Here is a 25,974-nt window from a genome sequence, read left to right as displayed (position 1 = left end):
TTTGGGATGAAAATTGATGCATGAAGTTGTGTGAAATCATTCTTATTTTTTGTCTAAATTTGTTATAATGAACGACCAGCTAGAAGAAACAAAAGACCTTATACAGGGATTGAGTGAGCCTCTTTACCGTTATATAAACCAGATTGCTCCCTCCGGGCTGGAGTTTGTATTTCATATCATCGTAAAAATTCTTTTGCTTTGCGTTATTTTTCTGGTTTTTGATTTTATCTTTAAAATAATTATTAACAGTGTTTTCAGAATTTTTCATAACAAAGAAAAATATCCTATCATCAATTCGATTTACGCATCAAGAGTTACCAATTCTATTGCGCATATTCTTGCCCTTTTAGTGATTGGAAGTATTCATGAATCTATTTTTGCCGGTGCACTGAAAAGAACAACGAGTTTTATCATCAGGTCAGTAAATTTGGGTTTGGTAATGATTTTCGCCGGAATGCTTTACAGAGGGTTGACTGCTTTCAGGAATTATCTGATTATTAAACAGGATTATTATAAGATCATGGCGTTGAACGCGATATCGGAAACGATGAAAATTTTGGGAATTTTTATCTTTTCTGTTGTCGGGATTTGTGTCATTTTTGGGATAAAAGGAACAACGATTGTAGGAAGTTTAGGTGCCATAACAGCTGTTTTGGTATTGGTTTTCAGGGATACCATTTTAGGATTCGTCACCGGGCTTCACGTAGCAACCTCAAAAAACCTTAAGGTGGGAGACTGGGTGAGCATTCCGAAATATAATTTAGAAGGAAATATAGCAGAGATCAATCTTCTGACAACGAAAATTAATAATTTTGACAGGACATTTTCCACGATTCCTACCTATGATTTGCTGAGTACGGAAATCAGGAACCTTCAGGTGATTTCTGAAACCAATGCAAGGCGAATTAAAAAATCAATTTATTTTAATATCAATTCATTTAAATTTCTTACTGAAGAAGATATTGAACGCCTGAAAAACATTAACCTTCTTTCAGATTATCTTGACAAGAAATCGGCTGAGATAAAAAAAGAAAAAGAAAATATGGCTCATAAAGAAGAAATTATCAATGGTCGGCAGCTTACAAATATTGGTGTTTTCAGATATTATGCTCAGAAGTATGTAGAAGGAAATCCGAATTTAGATAAAGAAGGGCCGATTCTTGTCCGCCAGCTTGATATTACGCCACAAGGGCTTCCGCTGGAAATCTATTCATTTACCAACGATACAGAATGGCAGCGTTTCGAAAAGGTTCAGTCTGATATTTTTGATCATCTGCTGGTAGCTTCAAAAGAGTTTGATCTGGAAATTATGCAGATAAAAATTTGATTCTACGATTTCTTACCTGATATAGCGGATTTGAGACGGTAAAAAAACAGTTTTCATTTCTAAGGTTTGTATTTTATCAATAGCTTTGCATATTTATAATTATCTTATAAATCTGACGGTATTATTGTTTTAATTTATATTAATGCTTTGTCTGTCAGGATTATATTTTAAAAACTTATCTCTAAAAATGACAAAACTTAGTGTAAACATTAATAAAATTGCAACCATAAGAAATGCGAGAGGAGGCGAAACGCCGAGTGTGACAGAGGCTGCCGTGAAAATTCAGGAATTTGGAGGCCAGGGAATCACCATTCATCCCAGACCTGACGAAAGGCATATTACCAGAAAAGATGTTTATGATCTTAAACCCCTTGTAACCACAGAATTCAATATTGAAGGAAATCCGCACAGACCATTTATTGATATGGTTTTGGAGGTAAAACCCGAGCAGGTAACTCTTGTTCCGGATGCTGATGATGCCATCACTTCCAATGCGGGGTGGGATACCAAAAGGAATCTGGATTTTCTTACGGAAATCATTGCTGAATTCAAGAATGCAGGAATCCGTACTTCAATTTTTCTTGATCCAATACCGGAATTGGTGGAATACGCGGCCAAAACCGGAGCCGACAGAATAGAACTCTACACAGAAGCTTACGCTAAAAACTATACGATAAATAAAGAATCGGCTATAAAGCCTTATTATGACACTGCAGTCGTTGCAGCTGATTTTGGTTTGGGACTAAATGCAGGTCACGATTTAAGTTTAGATAACTTAAAATATTTTGCAGACAACATTCCAAATCTGTTGGAAGTTTCTATTGGCCACGCTCTGATTTCTGAAGCTTTGTATATGGGATTAGAAAATACCGTACAGGCTTATCTGAAGAGGTTAGCAAAATGGTAATGACGGCTTTAAGCCAAATCAAAAGCTGAAAGTTTAGATAAGATAATGTAAACTTCCATGTTCAATTCAAAAATCAAAAACGTATGGAAATTTTAAATTCAAAAATATTTGGCGAAAATCTTTCGTCTACACCACTTTTAGTATTCCACGGATTATTCGGAATGCTTGATAACTGGGGAACCTTCGGTAAAGATATGGGAGAATTTCTTCCGGTGCATCTTATAGATCTGCGTAATCACGGTAGAAGTTTTCACTCAGAAGATATGTCTCACGATGACCTTGCAGATGATATTCTTCGCTATATGGATCACTACGGAATTTCAAAAGCTCATATTCTGGGGCATTCACTTGGAGGTAAAGCCGTAATGCAGTTTGCGATAAAGTATACGGAGAAAGTTGAAAGTCTTATTGTCGTTGATATTTCTCCTAAAGCATATCCGCCACATCATCAAGGAATTATCAAAGCGTTGGAATCGGTTGATTTTAATACTGTTGCCTCAAGAAATGACGTGGAAGAGGTGCTTAGTCAATATATTCCTGAAAGATCAACCATTCAGTTTCTTACCAAAAATCTATATTGGGATGACGCTAAAAAGCTGAACTGGAGATTTAATCTGAAAACATTGTCTGAAAAATACAATGAATTTGTCTCCAATGCCATTAAATTCGGAGTTTTTGAAGGTGATACTTTATTTATTGCCGGTGAGAAGTCTAATTATATTCTTCCTCAGGATCATTTTGCGATCAGACAGCAATTTCCAAAGGCAAATTTTGTAACTGTAAAAAATGCGGGACATTGGGTGCAGGCTGAGAATCCCATTGATTTTGCTAACGTTGTTAAGCAATTTTTGAATATTAATTAATATAATTATCTTATTGATTATAATTTGTTAAAATTTTCTTAAAAATATATTTTATCTTCTTTGGGTGAAATTTTTTTAATACTTTAGAGCATTCTAAATCATTAAATATTAATACTATGGAAGGTAAAAAATCGAAAAAGCCATTCTTTGCTTCTTTCTTAGAGAAGCAAATTCAGGATCCTGAAACAATTAAAGGAGGTTCCGGAACTGCCACTTCTGTATTGGCAGATAACTCAACAGGTGCTCTTAAAGACAGTGTGACTTCTGTTCAATTAGATACTATTACAAAACCGGGAAGTGATGTTGTTTCCATGAAATATCCTTCAGACAGTGATGAAGATGGAACACTACTTTAAATAATACACGATAAAAATCAACTCAAATTATACATTATGAAAAACAAAAATTCAAAAAAACAACCTTTCTTTGCTTCATTTCTTGAAAAACAACTTCAGGATCCTGAAAAAATTAAAGGTGGTAATGATGTTACAATTCCTACACGTGATGATGTGATTACATTAAAAACAAAGGATACTGTAACAAAACCTACCTATGACCTGGTTCAGACCATGAAGTATCCTTCAGACGGCGACGAAGACGCAACAGCAATCTAAATCAACTATTAACTCAAATTATATATTATGAAAAAAAACGACAAAAAAAAGCCGTTTTTTGCTTCATTTTTAGAGAAGCAAATTAAAAACCCCGAAGAAATTCATGGAGGAGACTCTACAACACCGCGCAATGACTTGCTTACATTGCCAAACAATGACACGGTAACTTCACCAACTTTTGACAATGCTACATTACCATCAAGAGACAATGTTGTTACACTGAAATATCCTTCAGATAACGATGAGCCGGTAATAATTGATCCTGGTTTTCCTCCAGGACTTGACCCTACTCATCCGTAATTAAAATCCAATTATAAATTAAACGATTATGAAAAACAAAAATTCAAAAAAACAACCTTTCTTCGCTTCATTTCTTGAAAAACAACTTCAGGATCCTGAAAAAATCAAAGGAGGAACTGATGTTACCATTGCGACGCAGGATGGTCCTATCACATCATCAAAAACGGCTGATGCTGTAACAAAACCGACGTTTGACCTTGTTCATACGATGAAGTATCCTTCAGACGGTGACGATGATGCTCCAACTGTATAATGAATTGTTGATATAGAACACATTAACAAATTATATTTAAAGGAAACTTAGACTGTAAGTTTCCTTTTTTAATAAAAAAATTGGCAAATGATTCTTTGCATTACACATTCCCGGGATTTTTATAATATTGATATCTTTTTCGAATATCTTGAATCGAAGAATATTCCTTATTTCAGACTCAATTCCGATAAGATAAACAACAATCAGAAAATCAGTATCAGTGAAAATGGTTTCGAGCTCACAGACGAATTCGGAAACACATTGAAGGCTGAAGACATTAAAGCCGTTTGGCACAGAAAATCTTGGCAAATCGATATTCCTGAGGAATTGGATGAAACATACAGAAGAATATTTTTTAAAGAATATTCCACATTGCGAAATAACTTCTTTACAGCGCTGGAAAATGTTCCGTGGATCAATCCTTTCGAGCATGAAAACAAAATAGATGGCAATAAAATGCTTCAGCTTAACATCGCTCAAAAACACGGATTAACAATTCCCAAAACTATTTTTTCTAATGATCCCGATAAAATTACCGCATTTTTTCATACCTACTGCAACGGAAAAATGGTGGCTAAGCTTCACGGCGTACTCTCAAAATCAATGGGCGGAGAAGATTTGCTTTCGACAAATATGATAGACGAAGATTCTCTGGAAAATATTTCCGATATCGAATACTGTCCGATGATTTTTCAGCCTTATATTGAAAAAGAATATGAGTTGAGAATTGTTTATCTCGATGGAGAATTTTTCACAGGAAAAATCAATAACAGTGAAAACACAGATTGGAGGATTGCTCAGGGAAATTATTTCTGGTCAGAATATCATCTTCCCGAAAATATTAAAGACAGCCTGACTGCAATGATGAAAGAAATGAAGCTCTTCATCGGAGCCATAGATATAATTAAAGGAAAAGACGGAAATTATTACTTTCTTGAAGTCAATCCGCAGGGAGAATGGGGAATGCTTCAGAAAGATCTGAACTTTCCTATTGCACAGAGAATTGCCGATAACCTTATAAAAAGAATGAAAACCCATGAATAAAATTTTAATAATTACCCATACCGGAGATAATTTTTCAATCGAAAAAGTAACTGAATACATCGATCAAAACGGATGCGAAGTGATTCGCTTTAATGTTGATGAATATCCTTTAAAAAATAAATTATCCACCACTTTTCAGGATGGGAAATGGACAACAACTCTAGAAACGCCTGATAAAAAACATCGTCTGGATGATATTGCAGCCGTTTGGTACAGAAGAGCTTACAATATAGGTAGTGGCTTGAGAGAGGAAATGGATGAGAAATTCTACGGCGCGGCGATGGGAGAAATCCGAAATACACTTTTTGGTTTTCTGGAATCGATTGATGTTTATTCTCTGGGAAAACCGAGTGTTTACAGAAGATTGGATAGCAAAGAAGAACAGCTGAAAATTGCAGATAAAATAGGACTTAAAATTCCTGAAACCTGTGTTACCAACAATCCCGAAGAAGCAAAACAATTTATTGTAAAACATCAGAACGTGGTGGCAAAAATGCAGACCGGTTTTGCTATTTATGAAGATGGTGTAGAAAATGTGGTATTCACCAATGTTGTGAATGAAGATAAACTGGAAGAGCTCGACACGCTTTTATATTGCCCGATGCAGTTTCAGAAAAAAATTGAAAAGAAAAAAGAACTTCGCGTAACGGTTGTAGGAAGAGATATTTTTGCTTTTGAAATTGATTCCCAGCAGTCTGATGCCGCCAAAATAGACTGGAGAAAAGACGGCGTAAACCTTATTGACAAATGGGTGCCTACAGAATTACCTTCCGATGTCGAAGCAAAGCTGCTGGAACTTTTGGATGTTTACCATGTAGATTACGGAGCGATCGATATCATCGTTTCTCCTGAAGATGAATATTATTTCATCGAAATTAATGCTGCCGGAGAGTTTTTCTGGCTCGATAATCTTACCGAAGGAAACATGATCTCAAAAAGTATTGCAGATGTGCTATGTGATAAAGCGCCGAGAAGAAGCAATGAAGTGTTGGTACAAAATGCTTAAAAGAATCATTAAATTAACGAAACTGATTAAGAACGGGCTTTGTCCCGTTTTTTTTACAGCTTTCCGGTGAAAAAACTTTCACGTTTAAGGAAATTTACTTGATTTAAATGAAATACTCCTTACTTAAAGATTCTTTTTTATCAAAAAAACACCTTTCATTTGGTGAATGAAATGTCCTTGCGCCCGAAAAAAAACATCATAATTAAAAGAAAACTTATGTCTTTGCGTTAATAAAATCACACAAGAATATGGTTCATATAACTAAAAATAATTTGTCATGAATTAAAATTGAAATATGCTTTAAAAATCGCAAATTTGCAGATACGGATAATTTCAGCGTAAATGAGTCAAACAAGTAAAGATAACTAATGGTTTTTGTAACAGGTGCTACCGGAATTCTAGGTCGGGTAATTGTTTTGGAACTCCTTAAAAAAGGAAAAAACGTTCGTGCCGCAAAGAGACCGGCGAGTAATTTAGACGATGTAAAACATTCCTATACATTTTATACGGAAAATGCAGATGTGTTTTTTAATCAGATTGAATGGATGAATGTTGATTTCGATGATATTTATTCAATTCAGGAAGCCTTGAAAGATGTTGATGAAGTGTATCACTGCGCTGCAAAAGTAGGTTTCAATCCTGCTGATGAAAAAGAAATATATCATACCAATGTAAAGGGTACTGAAAATCTATTGTATGCCTGTGAAGGATCTGAAGTTAAAAAGTTTTTGCACGTAAGTTCCATTGCCGTTCTTGATCTCCACAATGAAAACGGTGAACTTGATGAAAAGTCTGATTTCAATCCTAAAGAAGAACATTCCGCCTACGCTATTTCAAAACATCTTGCAGAAATGGAAGTCTGGAGAGCTTCTGCAGAGGGTATGAATACAGTAATCGTAAATCCCGGAATGATTATCGGAAGCGGAAACTGGGGAAACAGTAGCGGAGATTTTTTTCCGACCATGGAAAAAAACAGCTTCACATTCTCCGGCGGAACAAGCTATGCAGACGTAAGAGATGTTGCGAAAATATCAATTGAGCTCATGGAAAATAATATTTTTGGAGAACGTTTTATCATTGTCTCTGAAAATAAAAGATATGCTGAAATGGCTCAAAAAATCAGAAAAGAATTAGGTTTAAAAGAAGCAAAAGTTCTATCCCGGTCGCAGCTGAATACAGGTGTTTGGGCCAATAGGCTTTTCGGCTGGTTCATTCCTCCGCTGAGAATGGTAACAAAATCAAACGTTGAAGCCATTTCCAAAATGGAAAGCGTATCCAATAAAAAAATAAAAGAAAGGCTTAATTATACATTTATCCCATTGGAAGAAACAGTAAACTTCCATCTTAAAAATTATATTAACGACAAAAAAAAGAAGAAATGAATCTTGCGGAGGCAATTATTCAAAAAAATATAGATAAACATCCTTTAAAATCTGCGATTGGATTTAAAAAGAAAAATGAAGGATGGAAAGAGCTGAGCTGGAAGAAATTCGGAGAAATCATTTTTAAGACAGCAAATGCATTAAAAGAAGCGGGGATAAAGGAAAATGATAAAGTCTCCATCTACTCCGAAAATTCATCGGAATGGATGATCTTTGATCTGGCAGCCATTTCGCTGGGAGCAGTTACGGTTCCTATTTACTCAACCAACAATGCAGAACAGGCAGAATACATTATACAAGATTCTGGAGCCAAAATAATTCTTGTCGGAGATCAGGCGCAATACGATGCTTGCGCTGAGATTTTACAAAGAAATGACAGCAGTCTGGAAACCATTATCGTTTCTAAGAAAGCAGTATGGATTAAAAAAGAGCTTAACAGTTTTTATCTTGAAGATTTTATCGCCAAGGCTTCTTCGGAATCAGAATTCTGTAAAAAAGAATATGACGATGTTGCTACGCTTATTTATACTTCAGGAACTACCGGAACTCCGAAAGGCGTAATGCTTACCCAGGGAAATTTCATCAAAGCTTTCGATGCTCATTTTGAATTTTTTAAGTTTAAAAATTTTGAGGAAGAACTTTCTCTGGCATTTTTACCTTTGAGCCATGTTTTTGAACGCAGCTGGAGTCTGCTTTGTCTGTATGGAGGTGCAAGAGTTTATTTTCTTGAAGATCCTAAAAGTATTGCCAAAACGCTAGAAGAGGTAAAACCTACTATGATGTGTGCGGTTCCGAGGTTTTTCCAGAAAATTTATGCAGGTGTTTTGGAAAAAGCGCAGGAAGGCTCATCTTTAAAGAAAAAAATCTTCGATTGGGCAGTGGAAACAGGCTGGGCAGCTGTCGAATTGAGAAGAAATGAAAAACCATTACCTTTCGGTTTAAAAATAAAAGAAACCATTGCTGAAATTCTGGTTTTCAGTAAAATTAAAAATAGAATGGGCGGAAGATTGTGGTTTCTGCCTTGTGGCGGAGCCTCTTTATCTCCGGAAGTTACCCGTTTTTTTGAATCTGTGGGAATTCACGTCACCGTTGGATACGGATTAACGGAAACTACCGCAACACTTACTCTTTTTCCATTTACTCATTTTGAACATGGTACAAGCGGAAAACCTCTTCCGGGAGTAGAAATCAGAATAGGGGCTGAGGATGAAATTCAGGCAAAAGGAAACGGAATTATGAAAGGATATTATAATAATCCGGAAGAAACCCAAAAAGTTTTCACAGAAGACGGTTGGTTTAAGACGGGTGATGCGGGTAAGATCGATGAAAATGGGAATCTTATAATAACAGACCGTCTGAAAGATCTCATGAAAACATCGAACGGAAAATATATTGCACCGCAACAGATCGAAAATCTTTTGACCAATAATAATTTTATTCAGCAGATTGTAATGATTGCGGAAGGTCGGCAGTTTGCTTCGGCGCTTATCGTTCCGAATTTTGAGTTTTTACAGGATTATCTTAAAAACAATAATATTCCGTTTACCAGTTGGGAAGAAGTTGTAAAAAACGAAAAAGTAAATGATTTTTATAAACAAAAGATTAAAGATTTGCAGGCGCATTTATCTGAATTTGAAAAAGTTAAAAAATTTACCTTAATGCCTGCTGAATTTGAAATAAGCACGGGAGAAATTACGCCTACACTCAAAGTGAAAAGAAATGTGGTTCTTAAAAAGTATGCAGATCTTATTGATGAGATGTATTAAGTGAGGTTGAGATTTTGAAATAATTTGGTTGAGGTAACAAGAAAGTAAGTATTATGACAGCACAGGAATTTTTAGGAAAAAAAAAATATACAATACATAATCAGACGGTTTCGGAAAGCTGTCCGTCGAATATTGCCCTGATAAAATATTGGGGGAAATATGAGAATCAGATTCCGGCAAATCCGAGTATCAGTTTTACGTTAAATCATTGTAAAACAAATACTGTAATGGAATTTTTAGCCAATGAACCATTTTCAGTTCAGACTTTTTTAGCTGGAAACGAAGAAGTGAAATTTGCTGAAAAGATTGAGAAATACTTCAGGAATATCGAACAGTATCTTCCCTGGATTTTACAGGGTAAATATATAATTAAGACAGAAAACACCTTTCCGCACAGTTCAGGAATCGCAAGTTCGGCTTCAGGCTTTGGCGCGATTGCTAAATGTCTGATGAATTTGGATGAATCTTTTTCAGGAAAAACTTCTGAGGAAGAATCTCTGAGAAAAGCCTCTTTTTTGGCAAGATTGGGAAGCGGGAGTGCATGCAGAAGTTTATACAACGGATTGGTAGTTTGGGGTGAGTCGCAGGTAAAGGGAAGTTCAGATCTTTTTGCCGTTCAATATCCGAATGATGAAATTCATGACATCTTTAAAGATTTCAATGACTGGGTTTTGCTGATTCATGAAGGTCAGAAATCTGTTTCTTCCACAGTTGGTCATGGTCTTATGAATACCAACCCTTATGCGGATCGTAGATTTCAGGAGGCTAGAGAAAATTTTGAACCGATGAAAGAGATTCTGGCAGTCGGAGATATGAAAAGTTTTATCAAACTTGTAGAACATGAAGCATTAACGCTTCATGCGATGATGATGATGAGCGATCCTGCTTTTATCTTAATGAAAACAGGAACGTTGGAAGTTATCAATAAAGTCTGGAATTTCAGAGAAGAAACAGGATTCCCATTGTTTTTTACATTGGATGCCGGTGCAAACGTTCACCTTTTATTTCCAAATGCCGGCTCTGAAGAGAAAATCAAATCTTTTATAGAATCGGAATTATTGCAACATACACAAAATAATGGTGTTGTGAAGGATGTGATGAGATTTTAAGTGAAAAAGAAATATTTTTATTTAGTTGTAATATTAGTCTTTTTTGTAATTGCTTGCTTATGTTTAAAACACGAAAAAGGAATTTCTACAGGAACGTGAGGCAAGAATAGAATAATTAGTTGGAAATAACATAATACGGGCTTTTTTTGAACTCGTTTTTGTTTTGGCAAAACGGTTAATCTTCAGTCACCACCGTATCCCGTTCTCCATCTTCTTTCTTTCCCTCTTCTATCATTTCCCGTGCTTGCTCCTTTTCTTCCTGATTAGCATAATCAATTCTTTCTTCCTGCTTTTTCTCCTGTTCATAGTCAATGAAAAACTCACAATATACCGGAAGATGATCCGATCCAAAGCTTGGTAGTGTTTTCAGTTGGTCTATAAAAATTTCTTCGCTGTGAAACATCAGATCGATAGGAAATCTTAATAAACGATAGTTGGCATGAAAAGTAGAAACAAAAGAATGTCCCATTCTCGGGTCGATAAGATGGCTTGTTTTTCTGAATAGGATGGAAGATTTAGACCATGCCACATTATTAAAATCTCCTACAACAATCACCGGTTTTTTAATTTCTATTATTCTTCTGGCTGTACTTAAAAGATCGCCGTCTCTTTCTTTCGAGGTTTCTTCTTCGGTCGGACTTGGCGGCGGCGGATGGACTCCGAAAAATACAAACGAGTATCCGTCTTCCGTCTTTAAATGGGCTTCAATACTGGGAATATCATCTGCTACAAAAAAATGTGTTTGTGAGTTTTCTATTTTAATTTTTGAATAAAAATGCATTCCATATGTGTTTTCCAGCGTCACTTTATGATGATACGGATAGTCTTTTTCCAAAGGTTGTAAAGCTTTTTCCCAATCTTTATTACTTTCCATGGTGAGAAACATTTCAGGCTTATGTTTTTCGATAAGCTGAATAAAACGGTGATATTCTTTATTAAACTGATATACATTGGCAGAAATAAAATGCACCTTTTCAGAAGACTGATATTTTGGGGTAAACTTTTTTACAGGATAAACAGGCGTATATTTTACCAGAATTACACTGTGATGGATAAGTATAAGCAGCAGCAATCCCTGATAATACCAAAAATATTTAGATTCACCAGAAACAGCAAATCCCAGAAGAAGCGTGAAAAGTGTGAAAAAGGTAATCTGGATTTTACCAAACTCCGGCACACGGAATATCCAGTGAGAATGTTGAATTTTTGGCAGTATGGTTAGAATCAACAACAATACAGTCAGAATCAGATAGGCTGTCCACATATATTAAAATAATTCTATAAATTTAATTTATTTTTTATTATTCCTCAAATCAAATTATCTTTAAAGCGTATTATTAACAACAATTAAACCGTTTCAGACATACGAGTTTATTATAAATAAATTTTTGTTCTGCAAAGAAATCAGATAATTTAAAATGAAAATTCATCATATTGCCATTATTTGTTCAGATTATAAAGTTTCTAAATACTTCTACACCGAAGTGCTAGGTTTACAGATTTTACGGGAAGTGTACCGGGAAGAAAGACAATCCTTTAAGCTGGATCTTGCTATCGGGAATCATTATGTTATCGAGCTGTTTTCGTTTCCTGATCCTCCGAAACGACCTTCCCGACCTGAAGCTTGTGGTTTAAGACATTTAGCTTTTTCGGTTGAAAATGTTGACGAAAAACGTGAAGAATTAATTCAAAAAGGGCTAATTTGTGAAGAAATCAGGATAGATGAATTCACGGGAAAAGAGTTTTTCTTCACTCAGGATCCCGATCAGTTACCATTGGAATTTTACGAAATATAAATAATTAAAAAGAAATTTAATTTAATAATGAAAAAAATTATCATACTGTTTGCAATAGCACTGACAGTACAAGTAAATGCTCAAAAAGTTAATGAACCAAAAAACCATCCGGAAGAGTGGTCAAAGGCTTACGAACCCTTCCGAATTGCCGGAAATCTTTACTATGTAGGTACTTATGATCTTGCGTCCTATCTTATTGTGACGAATAAAGGAAATATTCTTATCAACACGGGACTTGCCAACTCGCTTCCAATTATTAAAAACAATATAAAAAAGTTAGGGTTTAAATACCAGGATACCAAAATATTATTGCTTACACAGGCACATTATGACCATTTAGGAGCGATGGCCGATATCAAAAAAGAAACGGGCGCAAAATTATATGTCGATTATGCTGATGTCGATGCCCTGAAAAGCGGAGGGAAATCAGATTACGAGATGGGAAAGTATGGTGTTACTTTTAAACCGGTCAACCCTGATTTTATTTTAAAGGATAAAGATTTAGTTACACTCGGAAATACAAAATTGATGATGCTTCATCATCCGGGTCATACAAAAGGCTCTTGCAGCTATGTGTTTGAAACTAAGGATAGCAACAGAAGCTACAAAGTTTTAATTGCCAATATGCCGAGCATTATTATTGATAAGAAATTTTCTGAAGTTAAAGCTTATCCGACGATTGCAAAAGATTATGAATATACTTTAAATGCTATGAAAAAACTGAATTTTGATATCTGGGCAGCTTCTCATGCAAGCCAGTTCAGTCTTCACGAAAAGCATAATCCAAAAGATGCGTATAACCCAGAAGTTTTTATGAATAAAAAGGAATATTTTGACGACCTTGATTCTCTGGAAAAACAATATCTTGAAAAAAAATCAGAAGATATTAATGAGCATAGCCGGTAAAAAAGCTTACTGCCATAATTGCTAAAACAATCGAAGAAATGACTACATATACGTAGTCTTTTTCTTTTGAATACCCAATCAGAGCAAAAATAATTCTCATTAAAGGAGTAAAGATCAGTAATAAAATTCCCAATTGAATGATAGCCATTCCTTCACCTTTACAAAGTGAATCCCAAAACTGTCCCCAAATTTTCTCTGAAGAGCTTCCCATATTAAGAGAAGTGTATTTTTTCGGCATTTTAAAACCTTCTGTAAAAAGCTTTATAAAACCAATTAATGATGTTATTACGGAAAGAATGACTCCCAGCCTCAGTAAATTTCCTACAGATCTGTTCAGATCGATATCTGTGAAGTTCTTTTTCATTATCTGAAGCTTTTATTGATACCGTTATACATCATATAAACCGATAAGATAGTGATTACAATAGCAAAAAATACCTTTAGTTTTTTTGTTTTGGAAACCATCAGTGTTTTTGATCCGATGAAGCTTCCCACTACAACTCCGATCAGAACAGGAGCTACAATTACAGGAACGATTTCACCTCTCTGGAAATAGATCAATGCACTCGCAACAGCCGTTACACCAATCATAAAATTACTGGTCGTCGTTGAAACTTTAAAAGGCAGTTTCATCATATTGTCCATGGCAAGCACTTTCAAAGCGCCGGATCCGATTCCCAAAAGTCCGGACATCGCACCTGCAAACATCATCATGAAAAATCCCGGAATTGTATTTCTAGCAGAATAACTTTTTAAAACACCTTTATCAGGAAAGGTTCCGAACAACTTTAATTTTTCCTCAAGACTTCCTTTAATCAGAGGTTCCTGATGGTCGGGTTTTCCTTTTAGGTTTAAAATAACCGTCAGAAGAAGAATGCTGGCGAAAATAATTCCGATGGTATTCGGATTAAGCATTCCTGAAACCAAAGCTCCCACAATGGCTCCTGCTGTTGTGGCAATCTCCAGAAACATTCCGATCCGCATATTGGTAAAACCTTCTTTTACAAAAGCAACCGCAGCACCGGAGGAAGTTCCGATCACCGAAATTAAAGATGCGCCGATAGCGTAATGCATAGGAACGCCGAAACCCAGCGTCAATAAAGGAATAATAATAACTCCGCCTCCTAAACCGGTCAGGGAACCCAGAAGTCCTGCCGAAATTGCTCCAAGGAAGAGAATAATGATTTCTGACATGCTACAAATATAAAACTATTGCACTAGTCTGCCAAACGTTTAAAAAAGATAAATTTGATGTATTTTTGCATAAACAAAATTTTAAATGAAATTATTTTATGTCATTCTGGGAGCCACACCGCCCGGAAGAAATATAGAGCAGCACGATGTGTTTTTCGGTATTGCAGAAAACCTGAAAGATCTTGTAGAAGATATGAAAACATTCTGGAAAGAAGCAAAAGGGAAAATCCATATCGATTGTTATCAGGAGGTGAAGTATGTAGACGGATATGAGGTGAAAATTGTAGAAAGGGGAGAGGGAACTTCCGAAGAGCAGTTGTACTTCATCAATCTCGGAGGATATAAAAGAGGGTTTTTTGAAGAATTTCATGAGCAGCATCTCGTAGTAGCCAATTCTATGGGCGAAGCCGTAAAAAAAGCAAAATCTACTGAATTTTATAAAACAATGGGATTCAAAGGAGCTACCAGTCATATTGATGAAAAGCTTGGAGTGGATATCGATGATATTTTTCCTGTAAAAGAAATTTTACCTTCAGATATGAAAAGGAAATATGCCATTTCACTCGTAAAATCTGATGCAGAGAATCAGGAAAATTTTGTAAGCCTTGGCTATTTGAAAATAGATAAGATACAATAATTGCTGGACTGAATTTCTTTGCAAAGCATAAATTTTAATATTAAATCTAAATAGAAAAATAAAAGTAAAAATGAAAATAGGAATTTTAGGAGGCGGACAGCTCGGAAGAATGCTGATTCAGGAAGCATTGAAATATGACGATGAATTTTATACGCTGGATCCGGCTTCTGATGCGCCATGCCACAATATTTCGTATTTTACACAGGGAAGTTTCAATGATTATGAGACGGTTCTGAATTTCGGTAAAGATAAAGATGTCGTAACCATCGAGATCGAACATGTAAATGCAGATGCTTTGGCGGAACTTGAAAGCCAAGGTGTAAAAGTGGTTCCGAATTCCAATATTATTAAAACCATTCAACAGAAAATTCTTCAGAAACAATTTTATAAAGCTCATGACATTCCAAGTCCGGAATTTGAAATAATGGACGGAAGTTCTGATGAGATTAAAATGCCTTTACCTTTTGTTCAGAAAATGAATACGGGAGGATACGACGGAAAAGGCGTTCAGGTAATCCGTACAGCAGAAGACATGAAAAATCTCTGGATTGCAGATTCTGTAATTGAAAAGCTTGTGGATATTGACAAAGAACTTTCTGTCATCGTTGCAAGGAATGAAAATGGAGAAACCAAAACTTTTCCTGTTACGGAAATGGTGGCGGATCCTAAATTAAATTTATTGGATTTCAATATCTGTCCTGTTGCATTGTCTGAGGATATTGAAGAACAGATCGATTCTATCACCGAAAAATTCTTGAATGCTATAAATTCTCCGGGGCTTTTTGCGATTGAATTGTTTTTAGATAAAGAAGGAAAAGTCTGGGTAAATGAAACGGCTCCAAGATTACACAATTCGGGGCATCAGAGTCAGGAAGGAAATGCCAACTCTCAGTTTGAGCAGATGTACCGTGTAGTTAAAAATTTACCTCTAGCGGATACTGATGCCATTATCTATAGCGGAATGCTGAATCTTGTAGGCGCAGAAGGTTATTCCGGAAAAGTCGTTTATGAAGGTATGGAAGATGTGTTGAGATTACCGGAAACCTACATTCACCTATACGGAAAAACAGAAACAAAGCCAGGAAGAAAAATGGGACACATCAATGTTCTTGCGGAGTCCAGAGAAGAACTAATGGAAAAGTTGGTGATGGTGAAAGGAATGGTGAGAGTGATCGCGGAGTAATTATCCCTAACAGACTTTCAAACTCTGTTAGGGATGCCGAGCATCTAATTAAAAATCTTTTTAATTATATTTCCAATTTCCATAAAATCATCGTGATTCCCGACGGATCTTTTTTCGGAACTGTTTTCATTATATTCCGAATAAGGGAAAATCAGCAGATAGTTTTTATCAGCCAGGCTTTTATTCAGAAGCTCGGGAATCATTCTCATTCTCGGAATATACGATTGCATTCCACGTTTTGCCATAAACAGAATTAATGCTTCATCGTCTTTTAGCTTTGAAGCCGTTTCTTCGCCGTCTTTCCATGTTTTCATGATGATAAATTCAGCTTCAATATTGGCTTTTTTTATTATTCTTTGAAGAACATCCAGAATGTTTTCAGCAGCATAAAAAATAATGGTTGCCCCGGAATTTCTTGCCATATTCCAAACTCTGAGAAGGGCATGGAAAAAACCAGCCTCCTTGTGGGCATTTTCGGGGATCATGACTGCATATGTTCTGATGGTAGACAGCGGTTGTGCTGCGTGATAAACAAGCACATTAACATCGTCATTCTGAAGGTAGCCATTATAAAGATTATAAACAAAAGCGGGAGAGAAGCCTTTGTCATCTTCCAGTGCTATGATGAGGTCGGTAATATTTTGTTCTTTAATTACGTTATTGATTCCATTCACCACATCATTGTCATATCTTTTTAGTGCCTGCATCTTTACATCGGCAGCAGCAGCGGTGTCGGTAGCCTGATGAAGAAGTTTCTCGGCGTTTTTTACTGAAGATTCGTTTTTATCCTCGTTAATAACATTTAATGCAAATAAATCTTCTGTGTTGGATTGTGCTTTAATCATGATTCCCAGATTCACCATCCTTTCAACAGTTTCTTCATAATTTAAAGCCAAAAGAATATTTTCTTCTTCATGGTTTTTGCCGGAAACCGTGTCTTCATTATCCTGTTCTGCAATCTTCTGTGCACTTGAAAGCGAAACAAAAGAAGAGATTGTACATGAAATAAGAATCAGGAGAATACTTCCGTTCAGCACATGTTCATTTAATAATCTAACAGGTTCTCCGGTTTCGGTTTCAGAGATAATGATATTGTATCCTACCATCACCGTTGCCAGCGTGGCAGCAGCAGACGCAGAGCTGAGTCCGAAAATAAGTTTGCCCTCATCTTTGGTAAACCTGAACGTTTTTCTTGCTACAACCGATGAAATATATTTTCCGCCGATTGATGCTGTAAGCATGATGGAAGCTACTTTTAAGGTCTCAAAACTGTTGAAAAAAACTTTAAAATCAATCAACATTCCTACGCTGATAAGAAAGAAAGGAATAAAAATGGCGTTTCCTACAAATTCAACCCGATTCATGAGGGAAGAAGTGTGAGGGATAAGACGGTTAAGAGCCAATCCTGCAAAGAATGCACCGATAATGGCTTCCACTCCGGCCAGTTCAGCTAAAACGGCAGCAAAATATATCATAACCAGAACGAAGATATATTGTGAAATTTTATCGTTTACTTTCTTAAAAAACCATCTTCCTATCAACGGAAAAATCATTAATACGATAAGTCCGAAAACCAGAAAAGAAACAGATAATTTTACCCAGAAAGAAAGTCCTACGTCACCTTGAACCATTCCTACAACTACCGCTAAAACCAATAATGTGGCTACGTCCGTTATCATTGTGCCTCCTACCGTAATATTTACAGCTCTGTTTTTGGCTATTCCCAACTTGCTGATGAGCGGATATGTGATAAGTGTTTGTGAAGAAAAAAGACTGGCAAAAAGTACGGCCGTAAGAACAGAAAAATTAAGCAAATAATATGACCCTAAATATCCTAAAATGAAAGGAAACATAAAAGCATAAGCACCATATCCCAGGCTTTTCCACTTGTTTCTTTTAAAATCGCCCATGTCAATTTCCAGGCCGGCGAGAAACATAATGTAAAGAAGCCCGGTAGTTCCCGTCACCACAATGCTGCTGTCTCTGGCCAGAACATTAAAGCCATTCGGACCTATAACAGCTCCCGCAATAATAAGTCCCAGCAAATGTGGAACCTTTATTTTATTTAATAAAAGTGGAGCCGCAAGGACGATAATCAATACCAGCAAAAATTTCAGCACAGGATCTTCAATAGGAAGACTCAGGTTGTGTAAACTCAGTAAGCTCATAAGTGTTTTATTTTGTGGATCGTAAAAGTTCTACGGAGAATTTTGCCATGCACTGGTCTACGGTGACGGTTCTTGTTCCTCGGATTTTATTTGGTGAAATATCATTTAGCAAAACATTCATTTCAACCTGCTTTTTCGACGTTGAATCTGTTTTATAATTAAGTTTTATCTCATTATTTTCAAGTTTCCCTGAGTAAACTCTTACAAGATTATTGTTGTTGATGATTTTTGCAGCCAATTGTATCGAGTCGCTGTCAAACTCCCAGTTGTCGGTACGTTGGTCGCCTACGACATAGTCACTACAGTTGGATTCTGTACAGATTACTCTTCCTGTCCATTCACCTTTTATTTCATCCGGCCATGCAACAACTTTTACAGAATCTTTTTTAGAAAAAATACTGTCTCTCATTTTTAAGAGAACCTGATATTCAGATTCTTTTTGGGCAAATAGCTTTTCTTTTTCGAGCAACTGGTTTTCTCTCATTAATAAATCTCTTTCTTTTTTCTTGTCATTACAGGAGACTAAAAAAAATAAAATAGTTATGATGATAAATAGTAGGTTTTTAAGCATATTGTAATTTTGGATTAAACAATATAATGAAAAATAAATAAAGTAAGAAATCTACTTGGTTTGAATAGACCGTTAATTCTTAATTTTATATCTTTTAAACATCTCACGATTGTAATTGATGATAAAAACACCAAGAATAATCAGGATAGCAGCAATAATAAATTTTGCAGAAATTTCTTCATTTAGAATAAGCCAGCTAAGGAATATGGAAATAATGGTATTAATATAAGCCAAAATGGAAACCTGTACCGGAGAAACTTTCGTTAAAGCATAATGGTAAGCGAAAAAAGCTGCTACAGAGCCAAACATAGACAGATACAACATTGCTGAAACACTTTTCACAGACCAGTTTTCAAAATTATAATGGTCGGTAAACATGAATGCGAAAATAAGCTGAATGATTCCGGCAAAAGCAAACTGATAAAAAAGATTCAGTGAAATATTACTGCTTTGGATATTCATTTTTTTTGTGAAAATTGTTCCGGAAGCCCAGCCCAAAATTCCACAGAATAAAAGAAAAATTCCGGATCTGTATTCCGGGTTAGATAAGTCGCTTATTCCGTCCCAGAAAATAAATGTAATTCCCCCGAAACACATCAAAACTCCTATGAGAGCCCTGATGGTAAATTTCTGTAAGCCCAGAGCAACACTTCCGAGAAACACCATAATGGGTGAGCTGGCACTAATTAGTGAAGTCAGGCTGCTCGTCAGTGTTTCCTCTGCTACTGTTGTTAGTCCGTTCGCGATAATCAACATTAACGAAGAAAAAATAAGCTGATATCCCAAGTTTTTCCAGCCTATCCACCTAAACTGACCTCTGTACAAAAGGATCATAAGCATGATGAAAGATGCCAGAAACTGACGAATTCCTGCTACAAACCATGCCGGAATTGTTTCTACTGCAATGCGAATTGATAAAAAAGTTGTACCCCAGACAATGGCAACTGTCAGGATGGCGAGTGTAAGCTTATAATCTTTCAAAATGATGGTGTATGTTTAGCAAAAATACATATTAAAAATGGCGATCTTCCTGTTTGCCATTAATGAAACAACTTTTACGCCTTTTTGCGTGAAGATTATTAATTTTTTATCTTTGAACATCTAATAATATAGAAGAATGGTAGGAATTATTATGGGAAGTCAGAGCGACTTACCGATTATGGAACAGGCTGCGAACTTTTTGAAATCTTTGGACATTCCTTACGAGCTGACAGTGGTTTCCGCACACAGAACTCCGGAAAGAATGTTTGATTATGCAAAAACAGCTAAAGAAAGAGGACTAAAAGTGATTGTTGCAGGAGCCGGAGGAGCAGCGCATCTCCCAGGAATGGTGGCGAGCTGTACGACATTGCCTGTTATTGGAGTTCCTATTTTGTCAAGCAATTCTATCGACGGATGGGATTCTGTTTTGTCAATTCTTCAGATGCCTGGAGGAATTCCGGTGGCAACGGTTGCTCTGAATGGCGCTTTGAATGCCGGAATTTTAGCCGCAAAAATCATTGGAAGTTCAGATGAATTGGTGGCGGAAAATCTACAGAAATATCAGGATTCTTTAAAAGATAAAGTATTGGGAACAGTAGATGATATTAAAGCTCAGCATCCTAATCATTTTGATAAATAATCTGTTCGTTGTATGATAAGAGCTATGGCTCATGAATTTTGTGAGCCATTGTTGTTTATACTTTTCAAATAAGATATTTGATAAAAATATTAAATAAAAAATCCCGTTACTCAAAGTAATGGGATTGATATTTATATTTGAAATATAATTAGTATCTGTAATATTCAGGTTTGAAAGGCCCTTCAACGTTTACTCCGATATAATCGGCCTGCTCTTGAGAAAGAGTTTCCAATTCAACGCTTAATTTCTTAAGGTGAAGGGCTGCTACTTTTTCATCCAAATGCTTAGGCAATGTATATACTTCGTTTTTGTATGCTGCAGAATTGTTCCAAAGTTCAATTTGAGCTAAAGTCTGGTTAGAAAAAGAGTTTGACATTACAAAGCTCGGGTGACCTGTAGCACAACCTAAGTTTACCAATCTACCTTCAGCAAGAATGATAACTTCTTTGTCTTCAATAGTATAGATGTCGACCTGTGGTTTTACTTCTGATTTTGTGTGACCGTAGTTTTTGTTTAACCAAGCCATATCAATTTCGTTATCGAAGTGTCCGATATTACAAACGATTGCTTTATCTTTCATTTTAAGGAAATGTTCACCTCTTACGATGTTGAAGTTTCCTGTTGTTGTGATGATGATATCTGCATTGTCAACCACAGTATCCAGTCTTTTTACTTCATATCCGTCCATGGCAGCCTGAAGTGCACAGATCGGGTCAATTTCTGTTACTGTAACGATAGATCCTGCTCCTCTGAAAGATGCAGCAGTACCTTTTCCAACGTCTCCGTATCCGCAAACAACCACTCTTTTTCCTGCAAGCATTACATCAGTAGCTCTTCTTACAGCATCAACAGCAGATTCTTTACAACCGTATTTGTTATCAAATTTAGATTTAGTTACTGAATCATTAACATTGATAGCAGGTATTACCAACGTTCCGTTTTTCATTCTTTCGTACAGTCTGTGAACTCCGGTTGTTGTTTCTTCAGAAAGTCCTTTGATATCTTTTGTTAATTCAGGATATTTATCAAAAACCATGTTTGTTAAATCTCCACCGTCATCAAGAATCATATTCAATGGTTTTCTGTCTTCACCAAAGAATAAAGTCTGCTCGATACACCAGTCGAATTCTTCTTCATTAAGCCCTTTCCATGCGTAAACAGGAATTCCGGCAGCCGCAATAGCAGCAGCGGCGTGATCCTGAGTAGAGAAAATATTACAAGAAGACCATGTAACTTCAGCACCTAAAGCTACCAGCGTCTCGATAAGCACAGCTGTCTGGATGGTCATGTGAAGACATCCTGCGATTCTTGCTCCTTTTAAGGGCTGAGACGGTCCGTATTCTTCACGGATTGACATCAAACCAGGCATTTCAGCTTCTGCAAGAGTAATTTCTTTTCTTCCCCATTCTGCAAGGGCGATATCCTTAACTTTATAAGGAATGTATTGTGTTGTAGTACTCATATGTAAATGAATAAGTTAAAAATTCAACGATAATAAGATTGCAAAATTACAACTAATAATTAAGATATAAAAACTGAAGCTCCAGAACTGTTATATGAAATTATACAGGCAAGAAAATTATTTTTATTTATTCTAAATAGTTATATTTGTTGTGAAATAAATCAATATGAATCATACAACTACCGAGGAAGCTAAGAAAGCTGCCAGACCATTAACACCGAAAGTAAAAGAATTAATTGAAAGAACTAAAAGCGTAATATTAGCAACGATAGATGCCGAAGGAATTCCAAATTCCAGCTATGCGCCGTTTGTACACGTTGACAAGACTTTCTATATCCTGGTTTCTTTCATGGCAAAACATACAAAGAATCTGGCGGATGGCAGAAAAACGTCCGTCATGCTTATCGAAGATGAATCTGCCACAAAACAAATTTATGCCCGTGAAAGATTGACTTTTGAAGTTTCAACGTCACAAATAGAAAGAGATTCTGAAATGTGGAATGACGTAGTTACAAAACTGAAAGAAGCCAACGGAAAGGTGGTAGACATGATCTCGGAAATGAAAGATTTTATTCTGATCGGCCTGCATCCTATAAAAGGTTCTTATGTAAATGGTTTTGGAAGCGCCTATTTTGTTAATGAAAATTTAGAAATTATTGAGCATAGAAATGACCAGAATCATGAGTCGAAATAGGTATATCAAAGGCTGATTCTAAACTATTTTTTGTCTTTGTTACCGATTAAAAAATGAAATTCACTTAAATTTAAATTTGAGTGAATTTTTGTATTGATAAATTTCATATTCTATGATCTGCTCCAGTCAAATTTTTTTTTCACTAATTTTGTCCAATAAATTAATCAATGCCACTTTACAGAGATTTTTCTGATGACAACGCCACGATTCTCGTATGGAAATATGATGAAACGGAAGATCTGGATATCAATACACTTCTGGAGCCTGAAAATGCAGAAAAAGTAAAAGATTATCATCCTAAAAAGCTGCTGGAAGTTTTAATGGTTCGTAAGCTGCTCAAAGGTTTGAAGCCTCATTCAAAAATTTTATACAAAGAAAGAGAACCTTTTTTATCTCCTAAAGATGCGGAAATTTCGATTACTCATTCTTTCCCTTTTGCCGCTATCGCTATTTCTAAAAATAAAATTGGGATTGATATTGAAAAGTTTAACCCTAAAATTTTAAGGGTTATTGATAAATTCACATATGAAAATGAAAGGGGATTTATTCCTTTTGACAATGAAGTGACATTCTACACCATTATCTGGAGTGTGAAAGAAAGTATGTATAAAATTCATCATTCTAAACACTGGTCGTTAAAAAAACATTACGAAGTAAGGCCTTTTGAACTGAAATACCTCCATAATATCAAATGCAGGGTACATGATGAGACGATGTCTGATGAATTAAAAGCGCGTGTCGAATTTTTTGATGATTATTGCTTTACGATTGTTGAGGAATAGGCTGTGTCGTTTCTTCGTTTTTCCTTTCGCTCTGATAGTTTTCAATTACTTTTCTTTGCTCTTTTGCCACATCATAGATCAATTCCAGAATATCGTGAATATTTTTAAGTTCCGTAAGGTGCGAGATTTTATTAGGATCTCTGAGGTCATAGGATTCATGTTCGGTTAATTCTGTTTTTCTCTTTAAAATAAGGCTGTCTAATGAAGAATCTTCCGGTTCGATACGGCTTTCCATATTGAGGGTTTCCGTTATTTTGTCACCATTTAAGAGATGAAAGACTTTCTGCATTTCTGCTTCTATTTTACGGCTCCAGCCTTCAGCGTCTATTTCAGGATATTTTTCATTATCCTTTACATATTGGGAAAGAGATGCTGTATAGGCTGTGATAAGATGAGACGTAGCGACAAACTGATGCACGACCTCGAGTTTTTTCTGCTGGTTTTTAGGTTCAGAAATCATTCGCTGAAAATTGTCGGAAAGATTGGCTAATGCAATGATGGCATTTTTGCGTTTTACTTTATATTCTTGAATATCAAATTTTTCTTCCAGAAATTTTGAAATAACCGTTTGAAAATAAATAAGGTTACATTCAGCCGATTTTTTCATTAAATCCAGATTCTGTGTATGTTCCCAAACCGGAAGAACCACATATGCTACCAGCGACGTAATGACCGCGCCTATAATAGTATCAACAATCCGGTCTCTGAAAATAATATTTACATGTCCGGGACTTAGAAAATTAAAACTCAGGAATATATAAATAGTCATGAATAATACTGCCCAGAAATACTTTCCCTTCAGAAAGCTGAAACACATAATCATGCTCAACAAAAGAATGGTAAAAAGAATCTGATTAATATGAATATAATGGAGAATTGCGTAGGCAATCACTGCGCCGGCTATGGTTCCGTACAATCTCAAAAGATTCCTTTTTTTGGTGATAGAGTAGGCGGGTTTCAGGATTGCTACAATGGTAATTAAGATCCAGTATGTATGTCCTATTCCTAAAAACTGGAATAATGAAAAAAGATATCCTACCAGCAAAGCAATCGTAATTCTTAATGCATGACGAAAATGGGATGATGAAAATGAAATGTTGTTTTTTAAAACTTTAAAATTAAGCTTCTCTTCATTGGGTAAAAATTTTCTGAGGTCTAATCCGGTGGAGAGACTTTTGGCCAGTTTTACATTCTGGGAGAAAATTTTATAGATATCATTTATTTCTTTCGTGATCTCATTAATGCGCATCAGTATCTGTCTGAGAACCATAAAATTCTCAAAATTATCTGGTGAAATGCGTTTGTTTCTCAACTCAAAATAATCATGGTTGAGGTGATCCAGTTTTTCATTAATATTAGAAATGGGTTTTGCTTTCGTTCCGATCTGAAGAGATATTCCGATGTTGGTCATTTCTTCGGATAGAAGATTGAGGTAATCGTGGATTTTTACTAAAATGGCTGTGTCTTCAAAACTCTGCTGTAATTTCTGGTAATCACTTTCTGAGGTCATTAGTTTTTCATGCAGATCCATGGAATTCAGGAACATCAGCATGAGTAAACGGCTTGTCGTTGTCGATTCGTTTACAATGGTTCTTGTTTTAAAAACGGTTTCACGGGTTTCCTCCTGAAGATTTTTGATCTCAATCTGTTTGGCAATCACCTGCGTTGTGAGCTTATCGAAATCCGGATTTTTCTGATAATAATTGGCCTTGATTTTTAAAAATTCTGCCAGTTGAAGATAGTTTTCACCAATCATCTGGCTAGCCAGCTTATATGGCTGGATAGTCGTTACAATCAGGAATATGAGTAAAAACCATGTGCATCCTGATGCAAAAATCAAAAGGCTTTTAAGGATATCAGCGCCGGTTAAATGCCCATCGATGAAGATGGCAAGTACAACCAATGACAGGGAGCCGACTGCTGCAAGTCTCTGTCCGTAAACTCCTATCAGGGAAAAGAACATTCCGAAAATAATAATTTCGGCAAAGACCAGGATTTTGATATTCATGAAGAGGCTGGCAATCATTGCTACCAATACAAAGGATATAATGGCGAAAGTAAGGGCATTTCTTCTTCGGATAAAAGGTCCCGGCTGATCGGTGAGTGCTACAAAGCTTGTTCCGAGCGGAAACAGAAAATATTCTTTCAGAATGCCAAAATTAGCAAGAACCAAGCATGGCAGAACAGTGGCCAGTGTAATTCTGATGGCAGAGTATACATATTGACTGGTAATGAATTTTTTGAGTTCCGCAGAATAGTTCATACTACAAAAATAAGAGTTAAATATGAATTGTGAGTTTTAGTTTATGAGCCAAATGTGAATTTTTTTGTTCATTAATTTTATAGTACAGCTAAAATATTTTATGTGTATAATGATTTTTCTTCTGTG

The 25,974-nt window shown here is 35.9% G+C and carries 27 protein-coding genes; 19 read left to right on the top strand and 8 right to left on the bottom strand.

Annotation, left to right across the window (positions count from 1 at the left end; translation table 11 throughout):
- Positions 1-67: 67 nt before the first annotated feature.
- The 12 genes from BLR30_RS15070 (at position 68) to BLR30_RS15015 (ending at position 10,571) form a co-directional block, all read left to right on the top strand.
- On the top strand, positions 68-1,327 hold the full coding sequence (locus BLR30_RS15070; RefSeq protein ID WP_089860736.1) for a mechanosensitive ion channel family protein: 1,260 nt from the start codon (positions 68-70) through the stop codon (positions 1,325-1,327).
- A gap of 187 nt (positions 1,328-1,514) precedes the next feature.
- On the top strand, positions 1,515-2,234 hold the full coding sequence (locus BLR30_RS15065; protein ID WP_089860734.1) for a pyridoxine 5'-phosphate synthase: 720 nt from the start codon (positions 1,515-1,517) through the stop codon (positions 2,232-2,234).
- An 83-nt stretch (positions 2,235-2,317) separates the two neighbouring features.
- Positions 2,318-3,097, top strand: coding sequence for an alpha/beta fold hydrolase (locus tag BLR30_RS15060; protein ID WP_089860732.1), 780 nt, complete (start codon positions 2,318-2,320; stop codon positions 3,095-3,097).
- A gap of 116 nt (positions 3,098-3,213) precedes the next feature.
- A complete protein-coding gene (locus BLR30_RS15055; protein ID WP_089860730.1) occupies positions 3,214-3,453 on the top strand; it encodes a microviridin/marinostatin family tricyclic proteinase inhibitor in 240 nt (79 codons plus the stop codon).
- 36 nt (positions 3,454-3,489) lie between these two features.
- Complete coding sequence (locus BLR30_RS15050) at positions 3,490-3,711, top strand: microviridin/marinostatin family tricyclic proteinase inhibitor (RefSeq protein WP_089860728.1); 222 nt, start codon at positions 3,490-3,492, stop codon at positions 3,709-3,711.
- Between the two features lie 27 nt (positions 3,712-3,738).
- Positions 3,739-4,011 (top strand): microviridin/marinostatin family tricyclic proteinase inhibitor, encoded by a 273-nt coding sequence (locus BLR30_RS15045; protein ID WP_228400780.1) that lies wholly within the window; start codon positions 3,739-3,741, stop codon positions 4,009-4,011.
- A gap of 28 nt (positions 4,012-4,039) precedes the next feature.
- A complete protein-coding gene (locus BLR30_RS15040; protein ID WP_089860724.1) occupies positions 4,040-4,264 on the top strand; it encodes a microviridin/marinostatin family tricyclic proteinase inhibitor in 225 nt (74 codons plus the stop codon).
- 87 nt (positions 4,265-4,351) lie between these two features.
- The gene (locus BLR30_RS15035) at positions 4,352-5,308 is read left to right on the top strand and encodes an MvdC/MvdD family ATP grasp protein (RefSeq protein WP_089860722.1); all 957 of its coding nucleotides are present in this window, start codon (positions 4,352-4,354) and stop codon (positions 5,306-5,308) included.
- Positions 5,301-6,314 carry an MvdD family ATP-grasp ribosomal peptide maturase gene (locus BLR30_RS15030; protein WP_089860720.1) on the top strand — a complete coding sequence of 338 codons (1,014 nt, stop codon included), beginning with the start codon at positions 5,301-5,303 and terminating at the stop codon, positions 6,312-6,314. Before BLR30_RS15035 ends, BLR30_RS15030 begins: the two co-directional genes overlap by 8 nt.
- 368 nt (positions 6,315-6,682) lie before the next feature.
- Entirely contained in the window at positions 6,683-7,696 is a 1,014-nt protein-coding gene (locus tag BLR30_RS15025) for an NAD-dependent epimerase/dehydratase family protein (RefSeq protein WP_089860718.1), read from the top strand.
- Complete coding sequence (locus BLR30_RS15020; protein WP_089860716.1) at positions 7,693-9,462, top strand: AMP-dependent synthetase/ligase; 1,770 nt, start codon at positions 7,693-7,695, stop codon at positions 9,460-9,462. The genes BLR30_RS15025 and BLR30_RS15020 overlap by 4 nt, the downstream gene beginning before the upstream one ends.
- Before the next feature lie 53 nt (positions 9,463-9,515).
- Positions 9,516-10,571, top strand: a complete 1,056-nt coding sequence (locus BLR30_RS15015; protein ID WP_089860715.1) for a diphosphomevalonate decarboxylase — start codon at positions 9,516-9,518, stop codon at positions 10,569-10,571.
- Between the two features lie 175 nt (positions 10,572-10,746).
- Here BLR30_RS15015 and BLR30_RS15010 read toward each other — a convergent pair whose 3' ends face one another.
- Positions 10,747-11,835, bottom strand: coding sequence for an endonuclease/exonuclease/phosphatase family protein (locus BLR30_RS15010; protein WP_089860713.1), 1,089 nt, complete (start codon positions 11,833-11,835; stop codon positions 10,747-10,749).
- A 154-nt stretch (positions 11,836-11,989) separates the two neighbouring features.
- Between BLR30_RS15010 and gloA2 the strand changes: the two genes are divergently transcribed.
- Both gloA2 and bla read left to right on the top strand, forming a co-directional pair.
- Positions 11,990-12,367, top strand: coding sequence for an SMU1112c/YaeR family gloxylase I-like metalloprotein (gene gloA2 / locus BLR30_RS15005; protein WP_089860711.1), 378 nt, complete (start codon positions 11,990-11,992; stop codon positions 12,365-12,367).
- A gap of 27 nt (positions 12,368-12,394) precedes the next feature.
- Positions 12,395-13,273 (top strand): subclass B3 metallo-beta-lactamase, encoded by an 879-nt coding sequence (bla, locus tag BLR30_RS15000; protein ID WP_089860709.1) that lies wholly within the window; start codon positions 12,395-12,397, stop codon positions 13,271-13,273.
- Here bla and BLR30_RS14995 read toward each other — a convergent pair.
- Entirely contained in the window at positions 13,254-13,637 is a 384-nt protein-coding gene (locus BLR30_RS14995; RefSeq protein ID WP_089860707.1) for a DUF1634 domain-containing protein, read from the bottom strand. The genes bla and BLR30_RS14995 overlap by 20 nt on opposite strands.
- The gene (locus tag BLR30_RS14990) at positions 13,637-14,467 is read right to left on the bottom strand and encodes a sulfite exporter TauE/SafE family protein (protein WP_089860705.1); all 831 of its coding nucleotides are present in this window, start codon (positions 14,465-14,467) and stop codon (positions 13,637-13,639) included. Before BLR30_RS14990 ends, BLR30_RS14995 begins: the two co-directional genes overlap by 1 nt.
- An 85-nt stretch (positions 14,468-14,552) precedes the next feature.
- Here BLR30_RS14990 and BLR30_RS14985 point away from each other — a divergent pair, with 85 nt between their 5' ends.
- Together BLR30_RS14985 and BLR30_RS14980 are read left to right on the top strand one after the other, a co-directional pair.
- Positions 14,553-15,104 carry a DUF1543 domain-containing protein gene (locus BLR30_RS14985; protein WP_089860703.1) on the top strand — a complete coding sequence of 184 codons (552 nt, stop codon included), beginning with the start codon at positions 14,553-14,555 and terminating at the stop codon, positions 15,102-15,104.
- A gap of 70 nt (positions 15,105-15,174) precedes the next feature.
- Complete coding sequence (locus BLR30_RS14980; protein ID WP_089860701.1) at positions 15,175-16,287, top strand: 5-(carboxyamino)imidazole ribonucleotide synthase; 1,113 nt, start codon at positions 15,175-15,177, stop codon at positions 16,285-16,287.
- A gap of 44 nt (positions 16,288-16,331) precedes the next feature.
- Here the strand turns inward: BLR30_RS14980 and BLR30_RS14975 are convergent, their stop codons facing one another.
- The 3 genes from BLR30_RS14975 to BLR30_RS14965 form a co-directional block, all read right to left on the bottom strand.
- A complete protein-coding gene (locus BLR30_RS14975; protein WP_089860699.1) occupies positions 16,332-18,455 on the bottom strand; it encodes a cation:proton antiporter in 2,124 nt (707 codons plus the stop codon).
- Between the two features lie 7 nt (positions 18,456-18,462).
- The gene (locus BLR30_RS14970) at positions 18,463-19,026 is read right to left on the bottom strand and encodes a hypothetical protein (RefSeq protein WP_089860697.1); all 564 of its coding nucleotides are present in this window, start codon (positions 19,024-19,026) and stop codon (positions 18,463-18,465) included.
- Positions 19,027-19,098: 72 nt separating this feature from the next.
- The gene (locus BLR30_RS14965; protein ID WP_089860695.1) at positions 19,099-20,007 is read right to left on the bottom strand and encodes a DMT family transporter; all 909 of its coding nucleotides are present in this window, start codon (positions 20,005-20,007) and stop codon (positions 19,099-19,101) included.
- 136 nt (positions 20,008-20,143) lie between these two features.
- On the opposite strand from BLR30_RS14965, the gene purE reads away from it, so the two are divergent.
- Positions 20,144-20,647, top strand: coding sequence for a 5-(carboxyamino)imidazole ribonucleotide mutase (purE, locus tag BLR30_RS14960; RefSeq protein ID WP_089860693.1), 504 nt, complete (start codon positions 20,144-20,146; stop codon positions 20,645-20,647).
- A 148-nt stretch (positions 20,648-20,795) separates the two neighbouring features.
- Here the strand turns inward: purE and ahcY are convergent, their stop codons facing one another.
- Positions 20,796-22,109, bottom strand: coding sequence for an adenosylhomocysteinase (ahcY, locus tag BLR30_RS14955; RefSeq protein WP_089860691.1), 1,314 nt, complete (start codon positions 22,107-22,109; stop codon positions 20,796-20,798).
- Positions 22,110-22,275: 166 nt separating this feature from the next.
- Here ahcY and BLR30_RS14950 point away from each other — a divergent pair, with 166 nt between their 5' ends.
- Positions 22,276-22,803: a HugZ family pyridoxamine 5'-phosphate oxidase gene (locus tag BLR30_RS14950; protein ID WP_089860689.1), complete on the top strand. Its 528-nt coding sequence runs from the start codon at positions 22,276-22,278 to the stop codon at positions 22,801-22,803.
- Positions 22,804-22,970: 167 nt separating this feature from the next.
- On the top strand, positions 22,971-23,585 hold the full coding sequence (locus tag BLR30_RS14945; protein ID WP_089860687.1) for a 4'-phosphopantetheinyl transferase family protein: 615 nt from the start codon (positions 22,971-22,973) through the stop codon (positions 23,583-23,585).
- On the opposite strand, the gene BLR30_RS14940 is transcribed toward BLR30_RS14945, so the two are convergent.
- Complete coding sequence (locus tag BLR30_RS14940) at positions 23,566-25,848, bottom strand: FUSC family protein (protein WP_089860685.1); 2,283 nt, start codon at positions 25,846-25,848, stop codon at positions 23,566-23,568. The two genes, BLR30_RS14945 and BLR30_RS14940, sit on opposite strands and share 20 nt — an antisense overlap.
- Positions 25,849-25,974: the final 126 nt, after the last annotated feature.

The organism is Chryseobacterium taeanense, from assembly GCF_900099685.1.
Taxonomy (GTDB): domain Bacteria; phylum Bacteroidota; class Bacteroidia; order Flavobacteriales; family Weeksellaceae; genus Chryseobacterium; species Chryseobacterium taeanense.
This window is presented reverse-complemented; position numbering and strand designations above follow the sequence as displayed.

Bases quoted from the DNA above. Each gene is read 5' to 3' on its own strand.
- purE (WP_089860693.1), top strand. From the start codon at position 20,144: ATGGTAGGAATTATTATGGGAAGTCAGAGCGACTTACCGATTATGGAA.
- BLR30_RS15050 (WP_089860728.1), top strand. From the start codon at position 3,490: ATGAAAAACAAAAATTCAAAAAAACAACCTTTCTTTGCTTCATTTCTT.
- BLR30_RS14975 (WP_089860699.1), bottom strand. From the start codon at position 18,455: ATGAGCTTACTGAGTTTACACAACCTGAGTCTTCCTATTGAAGATCCT.
- BLR30_RS15020 (WP_089860716.1), top strand. From the start codon at position 7,693: ATGAATCTTGCGGAGGCAATTATTCAAAAAAATATAGATAAACATCCT.
- ahcY (WP_089860691.1), bottom strand. From the start codon at position 22,109: ATGAGTACTACAACACAATACATTCCTTATAAAGTTAAGGATATCGCC.
- BLR30_RS14980 (WP_089860701.1), top strand. From the start codon at position 15,175: ATGAAAATAGGAATTTTAGGAGGCGGACAGCTCGGAAGAATGCTGATT.
- BLR30_RS15035 (WP_089860722.1), top strand. From the start codon at position 4,352: ATGATTCTTTGCATTACACATTCCCGGGATTTTTATAATATTGATATC.
- BLR30_RS15070 (WP_089860736.1), top strand. From the start codon at position 68: ATGAACGACCAGCTAGAAGAAACAAAAGACCTTATACAGGGATTGAGT.
- BLR30_RS14995 (WP_089860707.1), bottom strand. From the start codon at position 13,637: ATGAAAAAGAACTTCACAGATATCGATCTGAACAGATCTGTAGGAAAT.
- bla (WP_089860709.1), top strand. From the start codon at position 12,395: ATGAAAAAAATTATCATACTGTTTGCAATAGCACTGACAGTACAAGTA.
- BLR30_RS15045 (WP_228400780.1), top strand. From the start codon at position 3,739: ATGAAAAAAAACGACAAAAAAAAGCCGTTTTTTGCTTCATTTTTAGAG.
- BLR30_RS14950 (WP_089860689.1), top strand. From the start codon at position 22,276: ATGAATCATACAACTACCGAGGAAGCTAAGAAAGCTGCCAGACCATTA.
- BLR30_RS15040 (WP_089860724.1), top strand. From the start codon at position 4,040: ATGAAAAACAAAAATTCAAAAAAACAACCTTTCTTCGCTTCATTTCTT.
- BLR30_RS15015 (WP_089860715.1), top strand. From the start codon at position 9,516: ATGACAGCACAGGAATTTTTAGGAAAAAAAAAATATACAATACATAAT.
- BLR30_RS14970 (WP_089860697.1), bottom strand. From the start codon at position 19,026: ATGCTTAAAAACCTACTATTTATCATCATAACTATTTTATTTTTTTTA.
- BLR30_RS15060 (WP_089860732.1), top strand. From the start codon at position 2,318: ATGGAAATTTTAAATTCAAAAATATTTGGCGAAAATCTTTCGTCTACA.
- gloA2 (WP_089860711.1), top strand. From the start codon at position 11,990: ATGAAAATTCATCATATTGCCATTATTTGTTCAGATTATAAAGTTTCT.
- BLR30_RS15065 (WP_089860734.1), top strand. From the start codon at position 1,515: ATGACAAAACTTAGTGTAAACATTAATAAAATTGCAACCATAAGAAAT.
- BLR30_RS15030 (WP_089860720.1), top strand. From the start codon at position 5,301: ATGAATAAAATTTTAATAATTACCCATACCGGAGATAATTTTTCAATC.
- BLR30_RS14985 (WP_089860703.1), top strand. From the start codon at position 14,553: ATGAAATTATTTTATGTCATTCTGGGAGCCACACCGCCCGGAAGAAAT.
- BLR30_RS15025 (WP_089860718.1), top strand. From the start codon at position 6,683: ATGGTTTTTGTAACAGGTGCTACCGGAATTCTAGGTCGGGTAATTGTT.
- BLR30_RS15010 (WP_089860713.1), bottom strand. From the start codon at position 11,835: ATGTGGACAGCCTATCTGATTCTGACTGTATTGTTGTTGATTCTAACC.
- BLR30_RS15055 (WP_089860730.1), top strand. From the start codon at position 3,214: ATGGAAGGTAAAAAATCGAAAAAGCCATTCTTTGCTTCTTTCTTAGAG.
- BLR30_RS14990 (WP_089860705.1), bottom strand. From the start codon at position 14,467: ATGTCAGAAATCATTATTCTCTTCCTTGGAGCAATTTCGGCAGGACTT.
- BLR30_RS14945 (WP_089860687.1), top strand. From the start codon at position 22,971: ATGCCACTTTACAGAGATTTTTCTGATGACAACGCCACGATTCTCGTA.
- BLR30_RS14940 (WP_089860685.1), bottom strand. From the start codon at position 25,848: ATGAACTATTCTGCGGAACTCAAAAAATTCATTACCAGTCAATATGTA.